This window comes from Vibrio sp. 1CM23M (assembly GCF_023161755.1).
GTDB lineage: Bacteria > Pseudomonadota > Gammaproteobacteria > Enterobacterales > Vibrionaceae > Vibrio > Vibrio coralliirubri.
The window spans coordinates 26,674-53,653 of the sequence record NZ_JALNTR010000002.1 but is presented as its reverse complement, the minus strand read 5'-3'; the positions used below and the strand labels follow the sequence as shown (position 1 = coordinate 53,653).

Genomic DNA, 26,980 nt, shown 5'->3' with positions numbered 1-26,980 from the left:
CCAATACTCAACCTATAAATATGGAACTAATACCATGAATAAAACTAAAATCGTGATTGCTGTGGCATCTGTACTCGCTGCTGGCTCTGTATCTGCTGCGTCTTTCGATATGAGACACGAATACAAGAGTCATACAGATCAACACGCTACTCGTGTAAAACTTGGCGATAGCATTGGCAACTTCCTTGTAGATATCGAAGCGAAATTCAAGGGAGAAGACGGTAAATTCATGGAAGATCTGAAGAACAATGGTTGGGAGCTTGGTCTAAATTACCGTCATGTGCTAAACGATAACTGGACAATGACTTACGGTATGCCAATTGAAGGTCGTGAATCTGGCGTTACATACAAGCCTCAAGTTCGTGCAACATACAAAGTGGATAGCGTTGATGGCCTAAGCCTAAGTGCTCGTTACCGTTACGATATGAGACAGAACACTAGCACAACTGAGTACGAGATCGACGGTGATGGTGAAATTGTCGGTGTTGAGAAAAACATTGAAAACCAACGTCGTCACCGTCTAACGGCAAACGTTAACTACTCAATGGACAACTGGCGCTTTGGTTTTGAAGGTAACTACTACAAAGCTGATGGCTACGATATCTACGACAACGATGATACTAACTACGAGTTAAACGCAAGCATTCGCCATATTATGGGTCAATGGGCACCATATGTAGAGTTTGGTGATGTGAGCACTTCATCAACTAAAGCGACTCGTGAACTGCGTAGCCGTGTTGGTCTAACTTACAGCTTCTAATCGATAGCTATATGAATGATCTAAGATAATTACTGTCCTAATTTTCTAAGACCTAAACAAAAGCCAGCTTAATCGCTGGCTTTTTTTCCTTTTAAATCAGTTCAGTAAAATAGAGCCGCGCATTTGAAGCCCTTTACCTAGCGACTGATCCGATAAAGGAATGCAACGGTCACATCATCGTTAGGGACAACTCGCTTCTGCTGAGCCAAAAACAATTCCGCTGTCGAAACGGCATCGGCTAATGCATTGTGGCTGTTGTACTCAGGAAGCCCGTACCTTTCGCGAGTCCCTGCCAAGGTTAAATCGACTTCTTCATGATTGCTGATCGCTTTCTCCATGCTTTTCTCAATACACAAGGTATCAAGCCAAAGCAGAGGAATCGCTCGTAAACCGTAGCAGCGAAGAAGGTATTGGCTAATGAACTTCTCTTCGACCACACAAGCGTGCGCGACAATGATCTTGCCTTTTGCTGCTTCGAAAAACGTCAGCATCGCATCATGAATAGACGCGCCCTCTTCCAACATTTGCGGCGTAATATGGTTGATAACAGCGGTTTCAGCGTTGATCTGAGAATCGTTATTCAGATAAATATGCTTGGCTGATGCTAAATCGATTCTCCCTTTAACCACATCGACCCACCCCATAGATAAGATAAGGTCTTGCTCGCTGTCTAAGCCCGTGGTTTCGAGATCTAAAATAATGTATTCGCTGTCTTTGGCCAAGTCCGTCATTTCAGGACAAGGCTGTTGTACGAGATCATGTAACGCCTCTGGCAACTTAACCGTTCCCAAATATTGCTTGCGTTTACGTTTAATTCGCTCAAGCGGGTGAAAATAGTTTAACAAGGCTTTCATTAACGCGCTCCGAAACGAATTTTCGCCGCTTCTTGAAGGTCAGCAATGATCCTAAAGGCATCTTTCAAGTGTTTACGCTCAAAGCTACCAAAGCTATCTGGGTTGATGTTGTTGTCAGGCACATCCCCGTTCTTCAACGCTTCAAGTTGATGACCAAAACGGAAAGAGAGAATGAACTGGTAAGCACCCAGAATGTTCTTGAATGCATCGTCGCTCAGCATGCCTTTTTCATTGGCAGCAGCGAAACGTTCGTCAGTCGCCGACAAATCGCACTCCACAGCAAGGCCATAAATACGGGCTAAGTCGATAATCAAGTTGATCGCGTACTTCTTCACGTTCAGCGTTTTCTTATTCTCACCTGACTTCTCTAGCACTAAGCTATTGAAGATGCCAAGTGGCGGGTTGGTATTGACCGCGTCTTTCACTAGGGTGCTTAAAAACTCACGGTTACCGCGAATATTGCTATGCAGCTCATCGCGAAGAATGCCTTCGAACTCACTGTTGCCGTAGATAGTACGAATTTCTAGGAACACACTGATGTTAAGCAAGCGTTCGTACTCTGGGTTAGCCACCCACTTCTTGTAGTAATGCTTCCAAACGCTGAGTGGCTGGCACCATTTTGGCGTCGCGGCCATGAATTTACCTGGACATAATGGGTAGTGGCAGCTTGCTAAGCCGTTGGTCACCATCATCGCTAAGTGTTTGAAGTAAATACGGTCACTGTCGGTTGCATCGTCAGCTAGTACAATCGCGCTGTCTTGGTCTGATAGCATGTGCACTTCATTACGCGCGTGCGATCCCGCTACGATCCAAGAGAAATCACACGGTGGTGGGCCTAACTTATCAATCGCTATTTGAATCAATCGACGGGTGTAGGCGTCCATAATCATGGTCATTACCTTGCCGACGGTTTCAGGCGCTACTTTACCTTCCACCAGCGCTTCAAAAATAGCTTGGCGCTCTGAGGTGAACGAAGACATGGTTTTCACGCTGCCTGCGTATTTGATTTTCTCGATCAAGAATATCGCTTGAACACGGTGGTTTTGAACCAAATGAGATGTAGTAAGAAGACCTACAACCTTATTCTCTTTCACAACGGGCAAGTTACGGATATTGAATTGCATCATGATTGACGCCGCATGCAGCACTAAATCATCCGGTTTTACCGTAAGTGGAGAGTGCGTCATGACCTCAGAGATCAAACTATCAGTACTCACGCCGTGGGCGATCACTCGCTTCGTCATGTCTCGGTCGGTGATCAGACCAACAATGGTTTCACCTTCATAGATCACGGCACAAGGTGAGCGTTGATGAAGCATTTCAACCGCAACCGACTGGATGGTTTGCTCAGACTTAACAATCGCAACCTGCCCGCTTGCTACTTCTTCGACTTTACGAATGAATAGGCCTTTCTCTTTATTTGACCAAACCACATCCAGTGCCGACTTCAAGCGAACCTGCGCCTGTGAAGCAAAGTGTTCTGCGCAACTTGGAAAGGCTTTGAAAAGCGTTTGAAGTGCCGAGTGTGGAATCACATAAAGTAAGGTGTTTTCTATTGCGACAGCTCTGTAGCCTTTTTCATCGTTGACTTCAGAATCTAAGAACGTAAAGCCGAACAAATCTTCACTGCCTAGGCGAGCACGAAGCACACCATCAGATTTTCGTTGCTCCATAGAGCCCGTTCGAATGATATAGAGCGATTTTTCCTTCCCCGACTCACACAAATCAACCACATCTCCCTTGCCGAGATAAGTAATTTGAACGTTAGAGGCAAGTTCGCGAAGTGCTTGTTTAGGGATCTTATCGAATGGGTCGATTTGACCTATGAATTGAAGAATATTTGGCAGTAGAGACTGGGGCATAATCACACTCACAATAATTTAATTAGTATTATTATATAACTTAAAATACTGGTTACTAGTGCTTTTAACGAAACAGCAAATAATAGATTAAATATTGGACACCAGTCAGGTTTTCATCAAATTTGGATGCAAAAAAAGCACGTATCAAACGTGCTTTTTAGAGGTCACTGCTGAAATTAGCTTTTGAATAACCGTAATTTTAACTTTGACTACCCTAGTTTTACGAGAATGACCTCTCGTCGATAATGCAAAACGATCAAAGCTAAAATAACAGTGAAAACAATTAACTAGCGGCTGGTAATCTGTGGTTTGTTTCTAACAGGTGACTTGCTGACGCGTGGCGTGCTTTGTCACTATTACCGGCCATGATTGCTTCATAAATCTGGCGGTGTTCGTTAATACAAGTACTTCCCTCTTCAGAAGAGTGAGAAATAAAGTTAACAAACATGGTCGTTAAGATGTTACCAAATGGAAGATAGAAGTCGTTACCTGTTGCATTGAAGATCAGGCTATGGAACTTCATATCGATATCTAGCCAACGCTCTTGATCAAGCGTTTCTTCGCTAGAGATTTCTACCATTTGTTGGAAAATACCAGAGAGCTCAATGCGTTGTTCTGCACTCGCGAACTGAGCAGCTAAAGCACACGCTTCTGGTTCAATCGCGCGGCGTAATCCCAAGAACTGATGACAGAATTGGTCTGTATCGGCCAAACCGTCCATCCATTCGATCAATTGTGGATCTAAGAAGTTCCAGAATGCACGGTCAACAACGCGAGTACCGATCTTAGGACGAGATTCTAATAGGCCTTTTGAAGTCAGAAGCTTAACCGCTTCTCTTAATGCTGTTCTACTGATACCAAATTGCTCACACAGAGCCATTTCACCAGGGATAATAGAACCTTGAGGCAAATTGCCCGACAAAATACCACGAGCGATTTCACGTGCAACTTGCACATGAAGGCTTCGCTTAGAGCCTGAAATAGAATTGAAAGAGCCAGCCATGTGTCTACTTACTTATTAGATATGTATTATTTAACCCGGACTATAGCACTGATTTATATCTTCACCAACACAGCATCAGAATAACGTGAGGTCACTACCAATAAAGGCTGGAGCAATATTTCACAAACCTGCTCATCTTTAGGTTTATAAAACCAATTCAACCCATTAATTCATACAAATAGTTCTCATTTACAATTTCAATGCATGCGTGAACTCACAAAACCACCCTTACTCTCACTATTTATGTCGGTAATAACCCGTTTTTAGATGAACACCCTTGAATATAGCAAGTGTTATTGTATGATTTATTGATGTAAATAATCTACAATATAGGCGGCTCTGATGTTTAACGATTTAAAAGGCAAACGCATTCTAATTACTGGCTCTACTGCCGGTATGGGTTTAGCTACCGCACGTGTCTTTGCAAAATACGGCGCAAAAATCGGCATCAATAGTCGTGCTTTCAGCCCAAAAGTCGATGACGTTCTATCTGAACTTACCGCATTGGGTGGCGATGTTGCTTTTTTCCCTGCAAACCTAATGGACACATTAGAGTGCGAAAGGTTAGTCAAAGAGTTTACTGATCATTTTGGTGGCATGGACGTGTTGATTAACAACGCCGGTGGCCTTGGTGGTCGCGCCAATCTAGAAAATATCGATGATGAGTTTTATGAGCGTGTAATGAACCTTAATGTTCGCTCTGCGCTGATGACAACTAAGTTTTCTATCCCGCACTTACGCGCCTCTGCTGCTGAGTCCGGGCAAACATCTTGTGTGATTAGCACGGGCTCTATTGCCGCTCGTGAAGGCGGTGGTGTTGGTGCAGGCATCTATGCCGCGTCTAAAGCTTGGTTACACGACATTCACCGTAATTGGGTGAAAGAGTTCGCGCAAGATAATATCCGTTTCAACATTGTTTCACCGGGCACTATCGATACCGCATTTCACGATGGTAAAAGCGACGAGCTAAAATCGAATATTGTTAGCAATATCCCAATGGGACGCTTTGGCAATATTAATGAAGTTGCTCCTTCATTTGCTTTCTTTGCATCGCACGCTTGCAGCGGTTACATCACAGGTCAAATCCTAGATGTTAATGGCGGACAAATAACGCCTTAGTTAGCTGGTTTATATAAGCTCACTCAGCGATTTAAGTTCGCCACACTATATAAGGTCAACAGACCAGAGTAGATGAGGGAAAACCTCACACTAAATTCGACGTATACACTGACACTAAACGCCAGATTCGTCTGGCTTTTAGTGTTTTCAAAGTTTCAATTTCAGGTGGTTTAAATGTCAATATTTACATTGGTGGAAGATTCAAGCCGCCGAATTCATGTTCAAGTGGCGAGACAAATTGCTCGCAAGATCTTGTCAGGCGAGTTAGAAGAAAATCAAAAGTTACCCAGCGAAATGGAGCTGTGCGATATCTTTGGAGTGAGCAGAACTGCCCTTCGAGAATCAACTAAGCTACTTTCGGCAAAAGGTTTAATCGAGTCGAAGCCAAAAGTGGGCACTCGTATCAAACCGAGAACACAGTGGCACTTCTTAGACCCGCAATTGCTGTACTGGATTCAAGATTTAGAAGATACCAAGCCGTTCTTGTCTCAATTCTTAGGCTTAAGAAAAGCGATTGACCCGGAAGCGTGTGCACTCGCTGCAACCAATGCAACCGTTGAGCAACGCAAAGAGCTTTCGATTCTTTTCCAGAAGATGACTATCGCGGCAAATAACTTCGATTATGAAGAGTGGACGACCAACGATCACCTGTTTCACCAAACGATTTTCTTATCGACAGGTAATCAGTTTTACATTCCATTCGCGAATATTCTGTCGACTATCTTCAAGCAGTTTATCGACCACTCCGCTGAAGGCGGTCGCTTCTGTTTAGAAGAACACAAAGCGATTTACGACGCGATAATGTCAGGCGATGCCAAGCAAGCTCGAATTGCTTCTCAAGTCCTGCTAGACGATGAGAACCAAAAGCTATCTAGGGTTGAATTAGCCATCGCATAACCGAGATTAACCACACTGACTTGTGTTTCAAAGACACAAGTCAGTCTTGTTTTAGCACCCATTTTTTAACCATCAACTACCGTAGTGTTTTCTTCTTTAAACGCTCTACTCCGTCACTCAGAGAAAGCTTACGGTTATACACATAAGGTGTTGTTTGTGTCTTCGCAATCGTACGTAAGGAAAAATTTCTCTCTCGCCTGGCCCCTCGCCTTAAACGGTATCTTGATGCAGTCGATGTTGATGATCGACACGTTGCTGGTTTCTCCTCTTGGTGAAATCCCTTTAGCTGCAATGGGGATTGCGACGACTATCGTTGCCTTTGTACTGGGAATTCAAATGGCGCTGGCAAACGGTACTCAGTTAGTATTAAGCCGCGCAGTGGGCTCTGGCATCGCCGCGTCATTATCTAAAGCATTTTGGGCAGGGTTATTTATCAACCTTGGCGTAGCAACACTGTTTTGGCTTCTACTTACTTTTTTCGAACAACCCTTGATTCAAGCATTAACAGACGACGCTTCCCTTCACTTAGAAATCAGCCGCTATCTAGATATCTCGAAATACATCGTCATTTTCACAGCACTGACGCAAGTGATCATTGCTTTATTTAATGCACTAGGCAGAACTAAAGTCCCATTCAAAGGTTACTTAATTGAACTGCCTATCAATGCTGTACTCTCATATGTGCTGATTCATGGTTTTTCTAATTTTGAAGGCATTGGTGTACAAGGTGCCGCATTAGGCAGCATCATTGCAATAACGATCCGCTTGCTGTATCTGGTTTTGTGCGTGTATTTAAGCTCAGCGATTTCACTCAAATTAGATGCTCAGCGATCTGAATTCTTTACTAACGTTCGCCGTCACTTTATCGAAATATTCCCCGTAGCAGCGAACGTGACCATGCTTTTGATTGGCGCAACGATATATCAATTGTTGTATTCGCAACTTAACATCAACGCTTACGTAGCGATTACTTTGGTGATGCCTTGGATCAGGGCTGTCTCTCAATTTATTACCGCTTGGGCTCACTCTTCCGCGATTACTATCAGCCAAGCGATTGGCTCCAAAAAGATGGATGACCTAGTCAAAAACGTCGATACCAGTATCGATATTGCAGTCGTCATTTCTTTCGTTTGTGCACTCTTGTTCGCAGGATTAAGTCTGGTCATTGGTGACATTTACCCGAACTTGGATGAGTCTACCTATCAAGCATTGGCCGTTATCGCCCCACTCTACATTTTCTTGCCAATTGTTCGTGGCTACAACACGGTTCATGGGAATGTACTAAGAGCACTAGGAAAAACGACCGCAGTCTTCAAAATCAACTTTACTGGTCAATGGGTAATTTCAATTCCATTGTGTGCATTGATCATCTTTGGTTTAGATGGCTCTATCTTTTGGGCTTTTGCTATCCAACCATTCGAAGAAGTCGTTAAAGCTTTCCCATTCCGTCACTTAGCTCGAAAGTCTCTTAAAGAGTTTGATGCCGACAAAGCCAAAGAGTTGATGTATGACTAAGTCCAAAATCATTTTGGATGAGTCCAGACATTCACATTTAACACTAAGCTTTTGAAATAAAGAGAGTTCGCACAAAACCTCCAAAATATAACCTTGTCCTTTGGCAAGGTTGTACTACTTTGAAGGTAGGCATTTATTGGGTCAGTGGCTAACACACCTCAAGCAACAAAAGACTCATCAATCCAGCTTGATTAATCGTTAAGAGAATTGGGTGAACACACTATGCATGACATTATTCAAGATCTTCACAAGCGCTACACCGTCAAAAAATACGATCCTAGCAAACGCATTTCTTCTGAAAAAATAGAGATCATCAAAGAAGCTATCCGCCTTTCTGCTTCTTCTATTAATTCACAACCGTGGAAATTCATTCTGATAGAGAGCGAAGAAGCCAAGCAACGCTTCCACGACACTTTCGCTATCAAGTTCCAGTTCAATCAACATCACGCCATTGAGTCATCGCACATCATTCTTTTTGCCTACGACCCAAACTACACCAAAGACAAATACGCTCACCGCGTGGATGTTGAAGTTGAATCTGGTCACTTACCTGCAGAAATGTACGACAACATGCTCAATGGCGGTTACGCTTTTGCAGACCTCAATACTGATGATAACGGCTTTAATGGTAACTGGACCAAAGCGCAACTTTACCTAGCGCTAGGTAACGCCCTACACGTTCTTGCGAGGCTTGAGATAGGTTCTACACCGATGGAAGGAGTCGATATGGACTTAATCGGACAAGAATTTAGCGAAGAGCTTGATGGGCACATCTGTGAAGTTGCGTTGGCAATGGGTTACTTCTTAGAGGGCGAAGACTACAACCACGGGCTACCAAAAGCACGACTCCCTCTGGATGAAATATTTAAAGTCATATAACAAGCACTTCGATCCCCGAGCTTTTAAAGAAACAAAAAGACCACTCAACATTTGGTTAAGTGGTCTTCGTAAACATTCCTTAAGCCCTGTATCTAACTAGCCTTATGTACTATTTGCCGTTCAACTTAAGTGCCGAGAAAGTCACACTGTTGTAGTCGCCATTCTTTTTATCGACAGCGAAATCGCCAGTACCGCCACAACCTGGCCCCCATACAGGGTGAGAATCGCTCACACTACATTGGCCGTATGCGCCCGCTTTGTAATAGAAATCATCTTCAGCATAACCCGTTGGTGAATCAAGCTCATCAATACCCTTGCTCAGATCGATTTCATACTTAACCGTATCGTGACGTTCTGTTTCAAACGTTAGGTACATCATGGTGCCTTTCACTTCCACTTTGTAGCTAAACTCTTCACCAAGAGCAATGCCTGCTTCACCCGGTTCCGCTGGGTTTTCCCACGTGTTACCCCACACTGGATAAGCGATATCGGCACGGTTAGGATCTTTTTTCTCTAGGTTACGTTCATAGTTCCAGAATACTGAACCCATTTCTTGGTCAGGAAACTTCTTATAGAAGATCTTTAGTGGTTCATTACCATGCCCATAACCGGTTCCAGCTTTGATTAGCTCATTGTGTTTTTTAGCATGAATCTGACCAACCACAACAGAATGCGCTGGGTATTTTTCTGGGAACTTAGCGTTAACTGAGACGTGATTAACTTTTAATGTCGCTTCTAATGTTCCGCCAACAGCACTGTATTCACTAACCGCTGGGTGACTCGACAGTGCCCACTGGTTTCCTTTATCAGCCGTATCGATAGAGAAATCTGCGCCTCTTGGCATCTGGCGTAACTCAGAACGCGCATTCTTCGAGTTTTTCGTCGTAATCGCTTGGTTCTGCACTTCAAATACAAGGTTGCCGTCTTTGTCAAGATGGAAGAAATCACTATGTGAGTAACTCATCATAGCGACCCCTTCGATTTCATCAACGCGACCATCTTCATTAATATCTGAAGGTATGGTTATTTTCCAATTATGCATATCGAATTTATCGGCAGGTACGGGGTAAGAAACACCGTTATTTGCGAAAGTAACCATTGGCACAGTCGCTAATAACGCCACTGCTAATATGTTTTTCTTAAACATGACTCATCCTTTATTGTTAACAGATACTGAATACACTCTCAGCACAGAAACTACTTTTGAACACGAATTAGTACTAAATATTTTCTCTTCGACTTAAATAAACCAACCAATAAATAGAATTTACATTTCGCCATCTTTTAACGTTTACCAAACATTTGACGGTGGTTTATATCTATATCCCTCAACATGCCCCGTTATGTTTAAACCACAACAACTAGAACATCGATATGAAAGCGTGGGAATACTCTTATATTTGTATTATTTTAACACATACAACCAACTGAGCTTACAAGGTTTGTTAATATGAGAACTGAGTCATGATTGATTTGATTGGTAAGCCTTAAATTGAGATATTCATAACATTTAGCTATATAAATAGGCCATTAGTCGGAACTTTTGATAGATCTCACAGAAATCTACCCTAGGAATAAATACCATATTTGTCATACATTAATTTAATACCATGTAAGGTATTGGTTTGTGAGTCAGGGGTACATTGGATGTATCCAAAATAAAAAAATAATAGTGAGACAAAGGTATGAATTCTGTTACAAAAATTGCTGCAGCTGTTGCATGTACTCTTTTAGCGGGCACAGCTGCTGGTGCATCTCTTGATTATCGTTACGAGTATCGTGCTGCGACGGATTATACAAAGACTAATGGTGATACGGCTCACGTAGACGCTCGCCATCAACACCGAGTTAAGCTAGGTGAAAGCTTTAAGCTGTCAGACAAGTGGAAGCACTCTACTGGTCTAGAACTTAAGTTCCACGGTGATGACTCTTACTATGATGAAGATTCAGGTTCTGTTAAATCAGCAAACAGCCAGAGTTTTTACGATGGCAATTGGTACATCTATGGTATGGAGATCGATAACACTGCGACATACAAAATAGACAATAATTGGTATCTACAAATGGGTATGCCTATTGCTTGGGATTGGGATGAGCCTAATGCTAACGATGGCGACTGGAAGATGAAAAAGGTTACGTTTAAACCTCAGTTTCGCGTTGGCTATAAAGCAGACATGGGTTTAACAACTGCTATTCGTTACCGTCATGAATATGCTGATTTCCGTAACCATACACAATTTGGTGACAAAGACTCTGAAACTGGTGAACGTTTAGAATCAGCTCAAAAGTCTAAAGTCACACTAACGGGTTCTTACAAAGTAGAATCTCTACCGAAGCTTGGCCTTTCTTACGAAGCAAACTATGTAAAATCTTTAGATAACGTACTTCTTTATAATAGTGATGACTGGGAATGGGATGCTGGCTTAAAGGTAAACTACAAGTTCGGTTCTTGGAAACCTTTTGCTGAGATCTGGTCGTCTGATATCAGTTCATCTTCAAAAGATCGTGAAGCTAAATACCGTGTTGGTATTGCTTACTCATTCTAATAAAAATAGTCAAAATATAGAATAGCCCTCTCCTCTTGTAACTTATTTGGGCATATTTTAATTACTTTATTTTAAATAATAGGATGTTCTAATCAGAATTAGCTTCATCCTAATAAATATTTAACGACTATTCATTATCTATTTCTTATGTGATTTACATATGGATTTAATATCATAAAGAGAATATTTTATGCAGATTTCTAAAGTCGCTACAGCTGTCGCTCTTTCGACAGGTTTATTATTCGGTTGTAACAGTGATGGTTTACCTATTCCGACGGATGGTTCTACTGACCCAGGTAGCCAACCTTCAGCATTAACTACGGGTTACTGGCAAATCAGTGATGGTAACTCCGCTTCAATATCCGCGTCATCAAACGCAGATCTTCCAAATGTGTATGTTTTCCAAGAAGACGGTAATCATAAGTACTATGACGACGACGACGACTTAGGTACATACACCATTAAAGATGCAAGTGCTTCTACCAATAACTATGATGAAGAAGCTGGCACTGTTTCTTTTACTTATTATGAAACGGGATCATCGACTCTTGAAATCTTAGATGGTGTTTTTTCATTCGATGACGCAGGTGTACTGAGTATTTCTGATGAATCTACCGGTATCAATTATTCAGGTTCAGATCAAACCGCTACCGACAGCGTACAAGACGCGATCAGTCAGGCCAATGAAGCAAGTGGTATCAACGGCTATGTTCAGATTTTAGATACTAACTTTGGTACGGGTTATGACGGTGTAGATAAAGATGTAGGGGAACTACGCTTAAAGCTATCGGATAGCAGTACAGGTGCGACTGTTGATAGCATTGAGTCAGGTAAAGTGACCGTTGACTTGGTCTACCAAGTGGATGAAGACTCAGAAGAAGAAGCTAACACGTCAGGTAACAACGCTTATATTAGTCTCTACGCTTCAGGTACATCTAATACGAACCTGCACGGCGAAGTCATTTTTAACTCTGGAGAAATTTTCTACCGCTCTACGGTTACCGATAGTAGTGGTAAGCCTCAAATTCCTGATGAGCCTGTAGGCACATACACTTTAGGCGAGGATCTCGCTGTTGAAATCAGTTGGGCTGACGGTTACTACACATTCAAGGTCAATGACACCGTATACGACAATAGCGGCAACGGCTTTGAAGCTTTCGACAAAACTGCCGTGACTATCGTATCATTAAAGCTTGGTGATACTTCCAACACAACACATTACGAATTGAACGCTGATAACTTTAAAGTTTATTCAAATGACACGACTACTGACGAGTTAGTATTTGAAGACAACTTCAATAATTACCCGAATGGTCAGGTTTTGTCAGGAAATCCATATAACAACAACACAGCGGAAGCGACTGTTATTGTTGACGGTGGCAGTACTGAGCCAGAACCCGAGCCAGACCCAGATCCAGAGCCCGGCGAAGTCACTGATGATTTTGAAAGTTATACTGTTGGTGAGCAAATTGATGTAGCTAATTCCGCTTATAACGTACCCGGGGCGGATAGCAACACAATTATAGCCAATGTAAGTGCTGATTTTGCAAACTCAGGCACTAGCTCACTTCTCTTACACGATAATTCTAATACTGGTAAACCTGTTGTATCTCGCGAATTTTCCGCAGGTCCTGCTGAGAGTGGTTCAGTATCCATATCTGTCTATATCCCTGACGCTGGTTACAATAAATCATCGTACTTGTTCCTTGGTACTTCTGACAGTGCTTCATCGAGCAAAAGGTTTACAGAAATAGCGTTTGGCTCAACAGAGATTAAGTTCAGGAACGAATCTGGTGACCAAAAAACGCTTGCAAATTATGCACAAGATACTTGGATTGATGTAACGTTAACTTGGGCTCCAAACGGTTCTGATGACACTTATGACATTACCATCGATATAGATGGTCAAGAGTACGTTTCTTATCAGGATGCAGATTCAGCAATACCGTTGAAAGCAGAAAATGATACTGGAGCTCCCACGTTATTTGCAGTTTATGTAGGAGACACCGCAAACGTGGACACGTATAGTTATTTTGATGATTTAAATTCCGACTTGTTCTAAATTTGTACCATTGACTTAAAAGGAGGCTCATTGAGCCTCCTTTTTACGACTTAAGCCTTATGACAAAGGTGAGAACAGTAGCTTGCATTATTTTCTATAACTAACGTCATTTTATTTTTCTATACGAATCTACGCGATTATCTTCCACATATTACTGATTCTCTATCGATTCAAAATATTCTCTGTGTATTAGCCACCCCGTATAATTTTTTCGCTTGAATAAAGCTATGTGAAAGCAATTGATATTTTCAAGTCTCTCCCGCTCTCCCCCAAGAGTCTTCGTTCGCACAAAGCATCCACAGCCTGTAAATTCATCTCTAAATATGAGGAAACTTTCATGAGTATTGATGCCAATTCATCTGTTGGTTTAATCACACCCAAGACAACCTAAGCCAATCTTTCCCAGTAACATTGCTTGTAACCGCTATTTACTAAGACAGGCACGTGAGGCTGATGGGAAGCTGTGTTGAAGATTGAGTCAGGGGTAAGCCACAAAGCTTAGAACTTAGAACTTAGAACTTAGAACTTAGAACTTAGAACTTAGAACTTAGAAGTTAGAAGTTAGAAGTTAGAAGTTAGAAGTTAGAAGCAAGGCTAACCATCAGCCCTTTACTTGAACTATTTAGCAGCCTGTTATTTACCTTACCCAAATAACAGGCACAAAAAAGCCTCCAAACCCTGAGGCTGGAGGCTATTGCGATAGCTTTAATATTAAGTGTTATTCGACCAGATTACTTTTTGTATTGATCGTGCGATACGTCTAGTTGGTAGAAAGTCGCTTGTGAGTAATCGTCTAGGTCGCCGCTGATGTTTTGGTTGTAAACACCGGCTTTGAAGTACATGTACTTGCCGCCTACGTCATAGCCGCTGTTGCTCATATCAACCACTTGTACAACGTCGTCTTTGCCTTCACGCATTAACGTTACAGTCATCGTGTTGCCTTTAACGTCAATACGATAGCTGAACACTTCGCCAAGTGCGATACCTTCGTCACCCACTTCAGCCGTCATGTCGCCCACTAGAGGGTAGAAGTCCTCTTTAGTTGCATCTTGGCTTTCGTGTGCGAAGTAAACCGCACCCGTTGCTTGGTTTGGCAGTTTACGATAGTACAAACGAATTGGCTCATCGTTTTGATCGTGAATCTGACCAATGATAAAGCGACCTACTTCGTTCGCATTGCCTGTCGTTGTTGCGTGATCGATTTTCAACGTTGCTTCTAAAACGCCATCAATACCAGCAGCTGCTTCTAAGTCAGATTCAGGTGCGCTTGAGAATACCCAGTTGTTCTTGTTAACACCTTTAGTGCTAATAGACTGATCACCACGACGCATCATTTCACGAAGCTCTGTACGCGCGTACTTAGTGTTTTTAGATGTACGTACACCTTTCACGTAAGCTTTGAATACCAGGCCGCCGTCATCAGCTGTGTAGAAGATTTCAGGGTGTTGGTAACCGTTTGCAAGGTTCCACTCAGAAACGTCATCAGGTTTGCCATTTTTGTCATGGTCAAATGGTTGAGATAGGTACCAATGCGTCATGTCAAAGTTTTCGCTTGGCGCGTTACCTGCAACTGGTGTCGCTGGTAGGCCTGTCGGAACTGGTAATGCACTACGTGTATCACATTCAACTGTAGTATCACAAGGGTAAACCGCTGCTACACCGAAGTTACCAGAACGAAGATCTTTACGCGCATCTTTACGTGCTTTTTCCGCCGCTTTCATTTCAGCGATCATTGCCGCTTCTGCAGCGACCACGTCTGAAGTAATTATATGGCTAGCAGGACAAGCGTTAATGTTACAGTTAACCGCAGCTAACCCGGTCACACTGTTCCAACCATTTTTGGTGTTACCGTGACCAACGTATCTTACGTAGCGTGCTTGCACTGCTGGCTCAAATTGGAAACGCTCTAGGCCAATCGCTTTACCTGAGCTCAGTTGATTTTCAAGTACGGTTGTCCAGCTTTCGCCATCGACACTCACTTGAATATCAAATTTAGATTGGCGCTCGTTACCTTTGCTGAAAGATGCTTGAACCGCATCAAATTCTTGCACTGAACCATAGTCTAGCGTTGCCCACTCACCGTCACCCGCAGATGACCAACGTGTTGTAAGGTCTTGGTCAACGAGACGATCAGGGCCGTTGCCATCATGGCTACTAGCGGTAACCGCAACTGGCGTTAGAAGCGCTTCACCAGTTTCTTTGTTATTTGGAAAATCAGCAGTAGGCGTGCTCGTGCTCGCACAACCAACCGCAAGTAGGATAGAAGAAGCGAGTAAGGTTTTTAGAGTGATTTGTTTCATATTTAATCCATTATTATATTACAAAGGCAGCGTTTGTAAGTGAAAGCAAAATTGGCAAACACGAGCTATAAGGCGTTTCTTCTCTCAGTATTTGCGACAACATAAAAATATTACGTAATCTTATAATACAAATAAAACACTTCGTTGAATAAATGAGACTGGGAACACTTTCCGCTTTTTCCATACTTTAACTGGATCACACTTCCTATTGATAAAAGACAATATATAAAAATTTAGAATGCGAAATGGGCTATCAAGGGCGAAAAACCCGAGCGGTAATGGTGAGAATTTGCATCACTCGAGCAGAGCATTTGTCGTTCAGAACATCTCATTTAACAGTGTCGCAGCAGTTAAAAAAAGACCACATTGTTAGGAATCAATATGGTCTTTAAAGCAGTCATTGTTGTTACTCAAACGTTAGCTAATTCAAATAGTGTTCAGCTCTAAGAGAACTAAAGCTCACATCAAACACTTCACCCGCATAGTCGCTATCAGGCTTAAATTGTGGGTAGATGCCCGCTTTGAAATAGAAAGCGATGTCTGTCGATGTCCAATCTGATGTTAACGAAACCGTGTCCCCATTTTTATCTGTGTAATCTTGTCCCCAAGGGATTAAATGAAAAACGGTGTTGGTTCCATCTAAATCATGAGTCGCTAAGTAGACACCGTCTTGATTGACACGAATCGTATATCGCCACTCCTCACTTGCCGAATAAGTACCTAACTCGACACTGAACGGGTCACAATGATTACAGTCTTGGTTGTTGCGCTCAAAATCAGAGTTAAGTATCACTCTTACTGGCTTACTCTCGCCTTCCCATAATAGTTTCACCAATGCTTGATTGATCTTCCAACCATGGATTTGTCCAAGTACCACTTTTGGATCTTGATTGCTGATGTTCGGGTAATCTTCAACTCGCAAGGTAGCGGTGAGCTGATGGTTGGTTTTATTGGTTCGTGTGTCGTTCAAGTACCAACTTGTATCTTCATCGCTGGTGCTGCAGTCCGGTTGAGTACTGCTTTGATACAACTCCCTTAACTCAGAGCGAATATAGTTAGAGTTTTGTGTACTAGTGCCATAACCCATATCAGCTCTAAAGTGCATTCTTCCTTCATCGGTATTGAAATAAGAAAGACCAATATCGCTGTCGTAGACATCACTGTCGTTGGCGAGAAGGTCTTTGCTCGATTCGCATCGCTCAGGTTCTAGTTCAGCAGCACTGTCACCGCCACTTCCATACCAAGTGTCTTTGCTCGCCGGAATCGTCAACTTCCAATCGTTAATATCCCAATCGTTTGAGCCGTTGACCTGTGTGGTGGTGTATCGCAGTGCCTGAAAGTGGGCCGTGGCTTCACCATTTTCAAATTGATTATAGATACCCGCTTTAAAGTAACTCAGTAGGTGCTGCCAGTAGGTGATGTCTTCGTCGACTTTAACTTCATCGTTCACTTTGATCGAAAGGGTGTTTTCATAAACAGAAAGATCAAACTTGGTGAAGCTATCGAGATCCGCCTCTCCCAAATCGTAGCGATTATATGAAGTAGCATAACAATCTGAAGAGTCAGCGGCACTGCTACAGTCAATGGCATTGTTTTTCATGACTGCCCAATAGTGACCTGTGAGGCCATCTCGTTCTTGCTCCCAAACCACACGCAATAGTGGATGAGGGATATAACCCGTACCACTCTCGTCCGTACCTTTATTGTGGATCTGTAGCACGGTCACTTCATCGTGATCAGCGGGAGAACTCGCCATGGCATGCTCAATATCAGGCAGGCTTGTTTCCGCATGTAGACTGCGTCTTACGCCAGCTTCATTTATATCGAAGTTTTCTCCCTCACGAACTTCAGAGCGCATCTTGTAGTTCGCCATTTTGAAGATAAGATTCTCCGTCTCTTCGTCAGCATAAAAATAATCACTGACATAACCATCGAAGTTACCATCTTTGACTTCAGAGGTTTTATTGCCCTCCACTCCATTAGGATCAGAGACCTGAAGATCTGAACTGGAAAGGATGTTTTGATACTTGGCAATATCATAGGGAGCAACAACACCATAAGACGTTCCTGGGTTATTGCTATCAGAAGGGTCACTACTGTCACTTGAGTCACTGGAGCTGCTTCCACCGCAGCCATACGTAAGCGAAGCAAGTACTACGATGAAGATTGGCTTATTCACATTTATCTCACTTATCCATAAGAGTTGAGTGACAATGTATATTTGTACTATTTTATGTCAATTGTCTATTTATCAGAATGTGAGATGCGGCAAATGAAGAGGAATGAACGGATATTACGTAGAGTTAGACTCAAAGACAACGCAGAAAGGCCACTCTAAACTCGCAAGTTATTGAGTGGCTCTCAGATCAACAACTAAACTTAGTGTGTTGATTTTTATATAAATATTAGAAAAATTAAACCTTAAAGCTGCCCATCAACTCACTAACGCTGCCATTAAGTGTTTTGATTTCTGCTGATTCAGTCAACTGATCTTGGCTTAGCTTATTAAGCTCCTCAACAAAGCTTTCAATCTTATGCATGTTCTTAGCGATGCTTTGAATTAAAGCGTTTTGCTCAACAGACGAACCCGAAATGTCATTGTTAAAACGACTCACAGTTTCCATCTGTTCCGTTAGCTTCGCCAACATATTTACCGCTTGAACCACTTGAGCACGCGTCATTTCACAGTTGCTTTTGGTCAACTCAATCGATTTAACCAAACCATCTGATTTAGACTGCAAGCCAGACAGCGCTTCATCAATTTCAGAGGTACTGATTTGAGTTCGGTTGGCTAACGCACGGACTTCATCAGCAACTACCGCGAAACCTCGACCATGCTCACCCGCTCTCGCCGCTTCAATTGACGCATTCAATGCCAACAAATTAGTTTGTTCCGCAATTCCGCCAATCACAGACACGATAGACTGGATGCTCTGCGTTTCATTGGCCATTGAGCGAATGTCATCAGAAGTGGTACAGACTTGCTTCTCAAGATCACTGATATAGGTTTCCGTCACCGTGTTAATCTGTTTCGTCTCATCACTGAACACAGCGGCCTCTCTTGCTGCTTGTGCCGCCGACTGAGAGCTCTTCTCGACTTCGTTTGATGCTTCAGACAAGCCGTTAATTGCAGAGACCACTTGAACCGTTTCATCAGTGTGAACTTTCAGTACATCGCTGGTTTCTTTACAACCTTCACGAATACTCAGTACCTTACTATCGAGATCCGAGTTCTTAAATTTGACGTCCTTAACCATCTCTTGTAAGCCGATAATGAACAAGTTGATGTCTTTGGCGATATGCCCTAAGTCATCATTCCCCTTCTCAGCAAGCCTTTGAGTCAGGTCTCCGTTACCTTGAGATAGATCGTGGACGATTTTGCGCAGTGACACGATTGGGCGGTAGAAGCGATTTAGAAGTAAAATCATCAATATCACCGAGCCAAGTACACAAGCCACAATAAGAATGCGCGCACTCGACATCACGCCATTCAACTGATTGAGCGCGAGTTCAGGGTCAATACTAGAGATCATGTACCACTCTTTCTGGCTGCCAATATCCACTTTCTTGGCCATCAAAATTCTCTGGTTGCCATCAATCACACCCTCAATGAATTGATCAGGCTGTTCAATGGCACTGTTGAGTTTCATTTGAGTATCTGCAGAAGATATATTGGTTTGCGGAAGCACGTTTTCGATTGTTGAAGCGACCACCATCCCCTTCTCGTCGATGATAATGCCTTTGGCTTCGTAGATGCTGTCCAGCTGTTCAAGCTGAGTTTCCAAATCATCAAAACGTATGTCGGCCATGATGACACGATCTTGGTATGAGTAGGTCACGCCGATCATAGGCACTTGAGTACTCTTAGTGAAAAACAGGTCACTAAAAGATAAGCCTGATTTCAATTTCGCTTGTTGATACCAAGGTCGAGTGGTTGGATTGTACTTTTCTTTTATCCCAACACCGTTAGGGAAAGACTCTGAAGGGCGAGAAGTATAAGAACGGCCGTCGTCAAAACCCACCACAATCTTGTCAATGCCACCGAGCTTTGCAGCATAATGCATGAGTGCTTCATTCGGCACTTGGTATGGGGATTTCATGAACTCTTGTGCAACAGAGTTAACGGTATCGATAGTGCGCTGAACGGTATTTTCTATTTGATTAATTTCTATCGTAAGTGAGTGATCAATCTCGTTATAAATCGTTTGGTTTACCTGTTCAGTGGCCAAGTTAAGCGTAAACCAGTTCGTAAATGCCAAAGCACTGGAACTGACAATCGCTACCATTAAAATCAATTTTCCTTTAAACCCTAGAGACAATTTTGAATTCATAAAACTCATCATCCATATCAACCTATGTCTATTATTTTCATCCGAATGAAATGGTCGTTTTTTACATTCTCGAAGATACGGAAAGCGAAACTTGTTCATGCCGATCCATCGTCACAACCATCAATTTAATTAATATTGTATGTTTAATTGACCGACCATTCTGTGAGCGATCTTGATATATTAAAACTGGCTAAAACCGCCCTGTGACATAGGTATCATTTATGAGTTTGGATTTTGTTCGAAGTTAAACATTGACGCATAACGCATTCAAATAGATCGATTTTTGGATAATTAGCTCATCATTTCTCCGATAATACCTTTTCGGAAACTCTTCTTCTTCTCCTCACCCAGTAGAGTAAAAAATGAGTCTTAACTCACACTTCCACCAACTAACCATTCACTAAAGGCATTCAATCTTAAAATTTATTTGTAATACAATAAGCCTTAAGTTATGGTGTATTTGAATCATAACTTAAGTTCTTTTTGGATGCTTTTGTTCAGTTCAAAGTGATAATTGAAGCAGCCGCTTTAAGGTCATTGAACGCGTTTAACGTAGAAACTGTCGGGGGATCTCGTTATTCGTTTTTTCACTTGCTACTGATCATTTGTTTTTCCAGACGGCTCGTCCGAACATGCCCATACAGTCACCAGCTGTGTGGGCTTTTTTTTACTTTCTTTTCAGGCCCGATACACGAGCGGTGTTAAGTCATCACCAACAATCCTGTAAGTGCACTGGTTTTAAGTTTACGTAGAAAAGTAAGTGAACGAGTGGATGCTAGACGGCTTTGAATTTACAAGTAGATATAGAAAAAATAGGAATTGAGGCAGTAAAATAGTCAAACAGAGTTTTGAGTAGGTGTAGCTGAGGAAGTAGAAGTAGAAGTAGAAGTAGAAGTAGAAGAGTTTAACGAGGAAACAAAGGGTTGGGTATGGCAGATAAAAACGAACCTCGCTGAGGTATCGCCGCCTAAAAGGACAGGCAATACCCTAGCGAGGTCGTACGTCGATTACTTCTCTAGTTTAGCGAAGTAGTCGAAGATTACTGGTACGTCGTTGTTACCCATGCCTGCATCAACAGCAGCTTGTAGGCTTGTTGCAGTACCTTGAGCGATTAGAGACTCAGTACCTAGCTCTTCACAAAGAGCAAGGAAGTAACCAAGGTCTTTGTTTGCGTTAGCAACAGAGAAACCTAGCTTCTCTTCGCCGTCTACTGCGTAGAACTTACAGAATTGCATGAACGGAGAGTTAGATGGACCTGCAGACATAATGTCAAACAGTTGTTGGCCATCAACACCAGCGCGTTGAGCAACAGCGAAAGCTTGAGACATAGTCGCAACAGTTGTCATACCCATGAAGTTGTTTACAAGCTTAGTCACGTGACCAGAACCTAGAGCGCCTAGGTGGAATACGTTTTCGCCTTGCTCTTCAAGAACAGGTTTAACTTTGTTGAAAGTTTCCATGTCGCCAGCAGCCATGATGTTCAGAAGACCATCTTTAGCGTGTGCAGGAGTACGACCTAGAGGTGCGTCGATCATGCCCGCGCCTTTTTCAGCAAGAGCTGCGCCGATTTGCTTAGTAGAAGCAGGGATAGAAGTACCGAAGTCTACTAGTACTGCACCTTCTTTGATGCCCGCTAGAACGCCGTCTTCGCCGTAAACGATTTTTTCAACAACAGCAGAAGTTGTAAGACAAAACTGAACGATATCACTTGCAGCAGCTAGTTCTTTAGCAGAAGTGAATGCAGTTGCGTTGCCGCGATCTGTAACGCGAGCAACAGCTTCAGCGCTTAGATCCATTACGTTTACGTGGTAGCCGCGCTTTTGCAGGTTTTCAACCATGTTGCCGCCCATAAGACCTAGGCCAATGAAACCGATTACAGGTTTAGTCATGTTCAAACTCCAAATATAGTATTGTATGATTATATGCTCATTATAATAACTACGTCTTTCTCGTTACGCAATAGTTTTAGGGCATTGATTTAATGGTTAGACGTAAGTTGTGACGGGGGTTCACTTTACGAGAAAATATGGGTCACGCTTTGTACTTACAGGAACTATTTGCCACTTTAAAAACCGTCTATTGATGAAATAACATACGTTAAATGTCATACGATTAGTAAGCACAAGCTACGCCTTTACCTATGTATAGTTCACGACTCCCCTACTCAGCCAGTGATTAGACTGTTCACGCAGAAGTAAGTCATATCAGTTTTTACGAAAAAGGGGTTGGCGCCCTATTCTTTTAACAGAGTGATAAATGTAGGTCTCGTATACTACTCCTGCACCTTTCATTGAACATCGTGGCTAAGTACATACACAGTCTTTGTGTGTATCAACTTCCAGGTTTAGCCCTCGATCTACTGACTTGGCATCGAGAAGCGATTTGCTCTCTGGGCCAATTAGTTTCGTTTCAACCTGCCGGGTTTCCAACTTTGCCAACTAATACAACTTAACTGACTAATACAACTTACTAACTAGCCAAACAAAAAAACTCCGAGCTTTCACTCGGAGTTTTTAATATCTAGCTTCTGTTGCTTCAGCGAATTACAGTTCGATTGAAACCGTTTCACCGTCGACATTTAGCATTAGCGTGTTGCCTTCAAGTTTGTGAGACACTTCAACTTGCTCGCCTTCGTTCTTATTAGGAACAAGAAGCGTAAGGATGTTGTGCTCTTTCGATGGCTTGAATTCCACTTCAACGTGACGGTGGATTTCAAGATCTTTGAACTCGTATGGGTCAACTTCGCCAAAACCTTCAACATTCTTAACTGAAGTGATGTTGTCAGCAGACTCGTTGATGAAGTTTACGTCTAGGTGCGCAACTTCGCCACGGATAGTGAAAGACTTGTCTGCCACGTCGTTTGCGAAAGTTGTGTGCATTAGCCAAGTCATGTCTTTCTCTTCAGAAAGCGTTGCCTTGTCTTGCATTACGAATACTTTACCTTGAACAAACCAGACCTTACGCTTGTAAGATTCAATTTCAGGAACGAAGTACTTGTAAGACGCTGTTGCATCACCTTCAACCATCTTCACATCAGATTCAGTGTCGAAATCAGAGATGTTCCCGCCCGCTTCGATACAGAAGCGATCTTGGTGGTTTTCGTAGCCTGTGTTCTTGTTCTCGCCGTACTGACCTTTACCGCCAAATAGTGGAAGGTTCTTAGAGAACGTTTGACGACGCCATTTCGTGTGCATATCAACACCGAAACCACCGTAGTAGCCAGTGATTGACGCTAACGTTTCACCGAATGCATGCAAGGTGAATGCGTTTTGGTCACCGTGAGAGTGGCTGATTGAGCCAAACGGAGAACATTTGAATACCATGTGAATATGGTTATCACGCTCAGTCATCTTGTTGTGGAATGCAGCCCAACCCGTGATTGGGAATACTTTCAACAGTGGATCATTCGATGGTGCTTTCTCTTCAGGTGCATCCCAAAGGAAGTTAAAGCGAAGATCGTCGTAACCGAAGTCCCACCAACCGAAGTTGTAGAATTTGGTGTGTGCTTCAGTATCACGGCCTTTCAGTTGGTTGTAGTACCAAACATACTCAGGCTTCTGGTTAACACCTGCGTAGTGCTTGATGTTGTAAGCCAGTTTTAGACCTGGGAAATCACCGATTGAAGACTGGTCACAGAAGCTCGCGCGCTTAGAGTGAACAGGCATGCAGTAAAGCGGGAAATCACCTGTGTTTTCGTAGAATGTTTTGTTAAACATGTCTACGCCACAGTATGCTTTCAATAGATCGAATGCTTCGCCTAGGAATGCAGTTTGAGTGTTCCAGTAGTCCGGACCTTCAGCCCAACCGCCGTCTACACCGCCCCATGGTGGGTAGTGTACTGCGTAGTATTCTAGAGCGTATGCAATGTACTCGCCTGCTTTCGGGTGATCGTGGTAAAGCGCGATACACGTTGGGATGATAGCAGAAGAGATAGAACGAACACCGTGGCTGTTCAGTGGGTTGTTCAATAGATCAACCGTCACTTTCAGGTGGTGCATGATTTCGTCTAGACGCTCAATCAAAGCATCTTGAACTTGCTGACGTTCTTCATCTGTGAAGTAGCCGTGTAGCCAGTCGTAACCCCAAGCCATAGCCGCGATAACACGGAAAGCTGCTTCATCGTTATAGCCACGAGAAGTCACACCTTCTGGATCGTACGTAGACAGTTTTAGAGTCCAAGCTTTTGCTTTAGCAATTAGCGCTTCGTCTTCTTTCACAACACCAGCAATTGCTAGGTTACGTGTCGCGTTCAGTGCCATTTGGCAATCAACGTACATTTGACGCCAGTAAGGACGCCATAGAGAAGCCTTACCTACCGTCTCAGCTGGGTACGCTTGAGGCTCTTCGAAAGGAGCAGTCTCAAGGAACTTAACTGTCGAGTTATTGTAGAAATCATCAAACATGCAGTGAGCTTCATCAGCTTTCACTTTCGCTTTGAATTCTTCTAACTGATCTGCTTGAACAAGAAGACGTGGACGTGCTTCGCTCAAGTTGTCTAGGAATGATAGGTCGAAGTCACGTGTTTGGACTTCGATAGGGAGTAGGTCTACAAGATTACCTGCTGAAGTATCATTCTCCAGCTTCATCTTCCTGATTGCATCAAGAGATTTTTGGTCGCTCATTCTAACTCACTTATTTTTCAAGTTGATTGAAAGGAATTAGCAACAATATACGTCTTATTGTAGTACAATTGAATCTATTTCGGTTCGATTGAACCATTTTGTACAGTTTTCGTGATTTAGGTCAGATATCTTCCACCTGACAGTTTTTCCGTTTCGCAGAGCAAAAAAAATGCGACGCCCTTTCGAGTCGTCGCATTCTATTATAATCGTTTTCTATGTATTAGCTTTCAGTTACTGCTTTCGCTTGCTTGCCGCCGTCATCGACCGCTTTAACCAATAGCACACCAACACCACCAACAATCACACCACAAAGGATGAAGACTAGGCGCCCCCACATTGGGTTAGTGAGTAGAGCCATTAGCATGATACCGACACCCGCTACCGCAATCAGTTTACCAAGCATTTCACGCTGTTTGTTATCCAGTACTTTCTGTTCTGCTGACTCCGCAACTAATGGAGTAGACAGGTTACCGAAGAACTTATCAACGTCTGCTTGACGCTTCTCAGTTAATGGCTTGTAGAACAGAGTTGATAGGATGAAGAAACCACCTGTCAGCGTAATGTGAGCAATCAGACCGATAGCTACCTTAACATCAGACCATTCACGGCTTGTTAGCTCTTCTAGACCGAAGACTGAAGACACCATTTCAGCGTTAACAACGAAACCTACGTAGTAAGAAACCATACCACCAACCACTAGCGTACCCCAACCAGCCCAGTCCGGAGTCTTCTTAATAAAGAAGCCAAGGAATGCAGGAATTGTCATTGGGAAGCCGATAAGTGCGCCTACATACATCATGGTATCGAACAGGCTCAAACCTTTAAGCGAGTTGATGAACTGTGCAATAAGGATGATAGCAATACCAAACACAGCAGAAGTAATCTTAGAAACCGTTACTAGTTCTTTTTCGCTAGCCGTACCTTTACGAACGATTGGTTCATAGAAGTTCTTAACAAAGATACCTGAGTTACGGTTTAGGCCAGAGTCCATTGAAGACATTGTCGCTGCAAACATCGCCGCAACTAGAAGGCCAACCATACCTGCTGGCATGTACTCTTGTACAAAGTATAGGTAAGCAAAGTCACCCGCTTTCTTACCTGCTTCTGGGTAAGCTGCTGCTAGGTCGACACCTTGACCTGCAATGTACCAAGAAGGCATGAACCAGATGAATACACCACAAAGCATTAGCACACACGCTAGTAGCGCCGCTTTCTTCGCGTTCTTTGAGTCTTTAGCCGCTAGGTAACGGTAAGAGTTAAGCATGTTGTTAGTAATAGAGAACTGCTTCACGAAGATGAAGAATGCCCAAATGCTGAAGATGCTTAAGTAGTTAATGTTGTTACCAGAAAGGAAAGAACCGCCTTCCGCTACTGGGAAGTTATTCACGATTTCACCAACACCGCCACCTTGAACAACAGCAACAACAGCACATGTCACGGTTACTGCCATGATGATAACCATCTGCATAAAGTCAGATGCGATTACCGCCCATGAGCCACCCGTTACAGACATTGCCAATACAACCAAACCGGTAATCCAGATAGTTGCTGTCATGTCGAAACCGAAGATACCAGAAGCGATGATTGCTAGTGCGTTTAACCATACACCGGCAGAAACAACACTGTTTGGCATTGAAGACCAAGTGAATACTTGTTCGTTAGTCGCACCGAAACGCATACGAATTGCTTCGATTACCGTTACTACACGTAGTTGACGGAACTTTGGAGCAAAGTATGCGAAGTTCATGAAGTAACCAAATGCGTTAGCTATGAAGATAACCGCTACTGCAAAACCATCGTTATACGCTTTACCTGCCGCACCGGTGAATGTCCATGCACTAAACTGGGTCATAAAGGCGGTTGCACCAACCATCCACCACAACATGTTACCGCCCCCGCGGAAGTAGTCACTGGTGGTACTTGTAAATGTTCTAAACATCCAACCTATCGCAATCAAGAATAGGAAATAAATGCCGACAATAATCGTGTTGAGTTCCATCGTGTATCCTTTGTCCGTTGTATTTTGTTACGAGGACTATAGGAAATCTCAAACTTTATTTGTAGTACAATAATCCAAATAAGTGATGGCGATCTTATTTTGATTGATTAAGTTAATTATATATATGACATAGGATGGAATATGGCCAATCCATTAAGGCAATTACTGGTGTTTGAGGTAAAAACTCAAAAAACCAAGGCCAAAGAACATCACACCCATTAAAATCAAAGA

General features: G+C 42.8%; 17 protein-coding genes. 7 read left to right on the top strand and 10 right to left on the bottom strand.

Annotated features, from left to right (window positions below; translation table 11 throughout):
- The first annotated feature begins 34 nt into the window (after nucleotides 1-34).
- Nucleotides 35-760, top strand: coding sequence for an oligogalacturonate-specific porin KdgM family protein (locus tag MSG35_RS05565; protein WP_052878547.1), 726 nt, complete (start codon nucleotides 35-37; stop codon nucleotides 758-760).
- A gap of 137 nt (nucleotides 761-897) precedes the next feature.
- Here MSG35_RS05565 and MSG35_RS05560 read toward each other — a convergent pair whose 3' ends face one another.
- From MSG35_RS05560 to MSG35_RS05550, 3 genes are all read right to left on the bottom strand, one after another.
- Complete coding sequence (locus MSG35_RS05560) at nucleotides 898-1,614, bottom strand: 3'-5' exonuclease (RefSeq protein WP_081229684.1); 717 nt, start codon at nucleotides 1,612-1,614, stop codon at nucleotides 898-900.
- A complete protein-coding gene (locus MSG35_RS05555) occupies nucleotides 1,614-3,476 on the bottom strand; it encodes a DUF294 nucleotidyltransferase-like domain-containing protein (protein ID WP_017069961.1) in 1,863 nt (620 codons plus the stop codon). Before MSG35_RS05555 ends, MSG35_RS05560 begins: the two co-directional genes overlap by 1 nt.
- A gap of 283 nt (nucleotides 3,477-3,759) precedes the next feature.
- Nucleotides 3,760-4,479 carry a FadR/GntR family transcriptional regulator gene (locus tag MSG35_RS05550; RefSeq protein ID WP_017072471.1) on the bottom strand — a complete coding sequence of 240 codons (720 nt, stop codon included), beginning with the start codon at nucleotides 4,477-4,479 and terminating at the stop codon, nucleotides 3,760-3,762.
- Nucleotides 4,480-4,821: 342 nt separating this feature from the next.
- Here MSG35_RS05550 and MSG35_RS05545 point away from each other — a divergent pair, with 342 nt between their 5' ends.
- From MSG35_RS05545 to MSG35_RS05530, 4 genes are all read left to right on the top strand, one after another.
- The gene (locus MSG35_RS05545; RefSeq protein WP_248383281.1) at nucleotides 4,822-5,598 is read left to right on the top strand and encodes an SDR family NAD(P)-dependent oxidoreductase; all 777 of its coding nucleotides are present in this window, start codon (nucleotides 4,822-4,824) and stop codon (nucleotides 5,596-5,598) included.
- A 174-nt stretch (nucleotides 5,599-5,772) separates the two neighbouring features.
- On the top strand, nucleotides 5,773-6,495 hold the full coding sequence (locus tag MSG35_RS05540; protein ID WP_048613964.1) for a FadR/GntR family transcriptional regulator: 723 nt from the start codon (nucleotides 5,773-5,775) through the stop codon (nucleotides 6,493-6,495).
- Between the two features lie 147 nt (nucleotides 6,496-6,642).
- Nucleotides 6,643-8,010, top strand: a complete 1,368-nt coding sequence (locus MSG35_RS05535; RefSeq protein WP_081090258.1) for an MATE family efflux transporter — start codon at nucleotides 6,643-6,645, stop codon at nucleotides 8,008-8,010.
- A gap of 222 nt (nucleotides 8,011-8,232) precedes the next feature.
- Nucleotides 8,233-8,889: a nitroreductase family protein gene (locus MSG35_RS05530; RefSeq protein WP_081229686.1), complete on the top strand. Its 657-nt coding sequence runs from the start codon at nucleotides 8,233-8,235 to the stop codon at nucleotides 8,887-8,889.
- Between the two features lie 109 nt (nucleotides 8,890-8,998).
- On the opposite strand, the gene MSG35_RS05525 is transcribed toward MSG35_RS05530, so the two are convergent.
- The gene (locus MSG35_RS05525) at nucleotides 8,999-10,036 is read right to left on the bottom strand and encodes a polysaccharide lyase family 7 protein (RefSeq protein ID WP_243583487.1); all 1,038 of its coding nucleotides are present in this window, start codon (nucleotides 10,034-10,036) and stop codon (nucleotides 8,999-9,001) included.
- 538 nt (nucleotides 10,037-10,574) lie between these two features.
- Here MSG35_RS05525 and MSG35_RS05520 point away from each other — a divergent pair.
- Nucleotides 10,575-11,435 (top strand): oligogalacturonate-specific porin KdgM family protein, encoded by an 861-nt coding sequence (locus MSG35_RS05520; RefSeq protein WP_248383279.1) that lies wholly within the window; start codon nucleotides 10,575-10,577, stop codon nucleotides 11,433-11,435.
- A gap of 190 nt (nucleotides 11,436-11,625) precedes the next feature.
- Nucleotides 11,626-13,497 (top strand): hypothetical protein, encoded by a 1,872-nt coding sequence (locus MSG35_RS05515; protein ID WP_248383278.1) that lies wholly within the window; start codon nucleotides 11,626-11,628, stop codon nucleotides 13,495-13,497.
- A gap of 731 nt (nucleotides 13,498-14,228) precedes the next feature.
- Here MSG35_RS05515 and MSG35_RS05510 read toward each other — a convergent pair.
- The 6 genes from MSG35_RS05510 to MSG35_RS05485 all read right to left on the bottom strand — a co-directional run bounded on the left by MSG35_RS05510 (nucleotide 14,229) and on the right by MSG35_RS05485 (nucleotide 26,749).
- A complete protein-coding gene (locus MSG35_RS05510) occupies nucleotides 14,229-15,797 on the bottom strand; it encodes a polysaccharide lyase family 7 protein (RefSeq protein WP_248383277.1) in 1,569 nt (522 codons plus the stop codon).
- Between the two features lie 421 nt (nucleotides 15,798-16,218).
- A complete protein-coding gene (locus tag MSG35_RS05505) occupies nucleotides 16,219-17,976 on the bottom strand; it encodes a polysaccharide lyase family 7 protein (RefSeq protein WP_248383275.1) in 1,758 nt (585 codons plus the stop codon).
- A gap of 235 nt (nucleotides 17,977-18,211) precedes the next feature.
- Nucleotides 18,212-20,083 carry a methyl-accepting chemotaxis protein gene (locus MSG35_RS05500; RefSeq protein WP_248383898.1) on the bottom strand — a complete coding sequence of 624 codons (1,872 nt, stop codon included), beginning with the start codon at nucleotides 20,081-20,083 and terminating at the stop codon, nucleotides 18,212-18,214.
- A gap of 1,052 nt (nucleotides 20,084-21,135) precedes the next feature.
- Nucleotides 21,136-22,017: an NAD(P)-dependent oxidoreductase gene (locus MSG35_RS05495; RefSeq protein WP_048607064.1), complete on the bottom strand. Its 882-nt coding sequence runs from the start codon at nucleotides 22,015-22,017 to the stop codon at nucleotides 21,136-21,138.
- Between the two features lie 654 nt (nucleotides 22,018-22,671).
- Nucleotides 22,672-24,750 (bottom strand): DUF4962 domain-containing protein, encoded by a 2,079-nt coding sequence (locus MSG35_RS05490; RefSeq protein WP_102394655.1) that lies wholly within the window; start codon nucleotides 24,748-24,750, stop codon nucleotides 22,672-22,674.
- Nucleotides 24,751-24,970: 220 nt separating this feature from the next.
- Nucleotides 24,971-26,749 carry a transporter gene (locus tag MSG35_RS05485; RefSeq protein WP_248383273.1) on the bottom strand — a complete coding sequence of 593 codons (1,779 nt, stop codon included), beginning with the start codon at nucleotides 26,747-26,749 and terminating at the stop codon, nucleotides 24,971-24,973.
- Nucleotides 26,750-26,980: the final 231 nt, after the last annotated feature.